The sequence below is a fragment of the Enterococcus hailinensis genome (assembly GCF_045862035.1).
Classification (GTDB): domain Bacteria; phylum Bacillota; class Bacilli; order Lactobacillales; family Enterococcaceae; genus Enterococcus_A; species Enterococcus_A hailinensis.
In genome coordinates, this window is record NZ_BAAFRV010000046.1 from 1 (window position 1) to 2,192 (window position 2,192).

A 2,192-nucleotide genomic window follows, 5' to 3' on the forward strand; every position below is an offset into this window, starting at 1 on the left:
CAATCATCAGCGGATCAAAACGAAGCTTGGATGTAGTCCGGTTCAATATCGAGAACGAATGACAGCATAAAAATACCGACTAGAAAAATCTAATCGGTATATGGTCTAACTATTGGGTCTCACTTCAGTTGAGAGTGCTTTTTTATAACCAACGATCCTTCCGACGAACACGAACAACTTGAGGCTTGGGCTTGAAAGAATATAAAATCATACCGACAAAAAAAACTGCGATTGCTAAAGGAATTTGTAAAGATGCTAGCGGCAAGGCAAAAATCATTGCAACGATCAACATACAACTACCCATTATTTTGATATATTTCCAATCCATAATAACTCTCTCCTCTCAATTTTCGAGTATATCTAATCGATTTTTAGCAGCTACCTTATTTTGATCAATAAAATAGACCATCAAGTGCTTTCCTTCCTTCTCCAACGAAAAAATCAATGAATCGTTCTTACGGCTGATTTGATGGATCGTCATATCTTTAAGTATTTTTTTCAATTCATCAGTTGGAAAATCTAAAAAAGCTCGTTTAGGGATAAATAATTGTAGGATCGCTGTATAATCTTGATAGCGAAGATCTTGAATTTCATATTCAATCGAATTACGGATATAATACTCGAATGCACTCAATCCTTTGTCTAACGTCAATTCAGGATATAAAACACGATAATTCATCATCCGCTCACTATCATCATCGATCCAAGGAAAGTATGCTAAAGCATTCAATCCACCTTTCATTCGATTGACTTGATACTGCTTGGTCAAGAAATCATAGGTCCGAGTTACAAAGTAAGTTGCCTGGCTTTTTTCTATTGGTTGAAATTGATCATTTTGATACTGGACAGTTTGGACGAGAGTATCATCAAAGGCAAACTCAATATACGGTTGCTTCAGAATGCCGACGCCATTTGTATAAGCTAGTTGGGAAATACCCAATTGATCTCGAAATAATTGTTGAAACTTTAAATTAGCTACTTCTTTCCACTGAAAAGGATCTTTATAGAGTTCAAACCAAACGCCCTCTCCAATTTCAGTCACACTCTCGATTTGTTGAACTTCTAAAAGCAAAGGTTTAGCAAATATTTTTTGGTAAGGTGATCCCAAAAATATTCGCCAACAAGAAGTAAGACAAACGCCTTTGTAAAAAACATCGTAGCCAGGAAAATTGTTGCAATCGACTGACAAATCACCGTTAAGCCCTTTCATTTTCGGAAGCACGTGTGTTTCTTCTGCGGACTCAAAAGTACGACGTTCAGATAAATCGCTCGTATTATGGAACAAATATTCTTCATAAGAACGCAAATAAGCAAATGATCCAAATCTTTCAAGCCGTTGATTCAAATAATCCAAATAAACAATTTCCCAATACTCAAATGTTTTCTTTTGTAAAATGCTCTTTTCAAGTAATGTATCACCTAAAAGATGGATCGATGTTTCTTCATGATTATTTTTTAATTGCACCCATACATCCTCATTGATTTTACAATCAGCTAACAATTGCTGCAATTTTATTTGTTCAAAAGGTTGTTCTAGTCCATTGATGACCATTTCATCCGGTTCAAACAACAGACGACTGATAATCAACCAATCGGTAAGTAGCACTTGTAGATCTTTCTGTTCTAAATGATGCAGCTGACTCAAACTGTATAATCGTTGTTTCGTATCCATCGTCTGCCCCCTTTCTCATCCTTATATCATAATTATATCTTAAAGATTTAAAAACCCCTAAGAAATTGATTATCCTTTACTCCAAAAGAGGTATAATAGACATTAGAATACAAGTGAATACGGAGGTGTCTCTATGGGATTAAAATTCGAACGGTCTGACGATTTAGATAAATTATTCGATGCATTTGCTGTAGATCCAAATAAAAAAGTTGAAAAAAACGATGCTTTAGAAAAATTTTTGAAGCCAGAAAACGAAGTAAAAGAAAAAAAAGAAGATCAAGCTTAAATGGAAGTGCAACTACTTTTTGATACAAAATAAAAAGAGCAACTCAATTTAATCTTGCTGACCGGTAATCGACGGGCGAAAGATACCCTAATTTGGATAAAATTCTATATGATTCCAAAAATAGATGTAATTTTCTACAATATCGATTACTCTAGTATTAGAGCCTATCGTCTCTTTTGAGATGTAGAACGTTTCTGACTTTAGTGAGGCATGAAACGACTCTATTGGAGCGTT

At 34.8% G+C, this 2,192-nt stretch carries 3 protein-coding genes and 1 pseudogene; 1 reads left to right on the forward strand and 3 read right to left on the reverse strand.

Going from position 1 to position 2,192, the window contains the following annotated elements:
• Positions 1–142: 142 nt before the first annotated feature.
• Positions 143–328, reverse strand: coding sequence for a hypothetical protein (locus ACKTSC_RS13315; RefSeq protein WP_407856457.1), 186 nt, complete (start codon positions 326–328; stop codon positions 143–145).
• A gap of 15 nt (positions 329–343) precedes the next feature.
• Positions 344–1,672: a hypothetical protein gene (locus tag ACKTSC_RS13320; RefSeq protein ID WP_407857823.1), complete on the reverse strand. Its 1,329-nt coding sequence runs from the start codon at positions 1,670–1,672 to the stop codon at positions 344–346.
• Between the two features lie 133 nt (positions 1,673–1,805).
• On the opposite strand from ACKTSC_RS13320, the gene ACKTSC_RS13325 reads away from it, so the two are divergent.
• On the forward strand, positions 1,806–1,958 hold the full coding sequence (locus ACKTSC_RS13325) for an SPJ_0845 family protein (protein ID WP_407857824.1): 153 nt from the start codon (positions 1,806–1,808) through the stop codon (positions 1,956–1,958).
• 43 nt (positions 1,959–2,001) lie between these two features.
• Here ACKTSC_RS13325 and ACKTSC_RS13330 read toward each other — a convergent pair.
• Positions 2,002–2,192: pseudogene (locus ACKTSC_RS13330) on the reverse strand (IS3 family transposase); the annotation flags it as partial.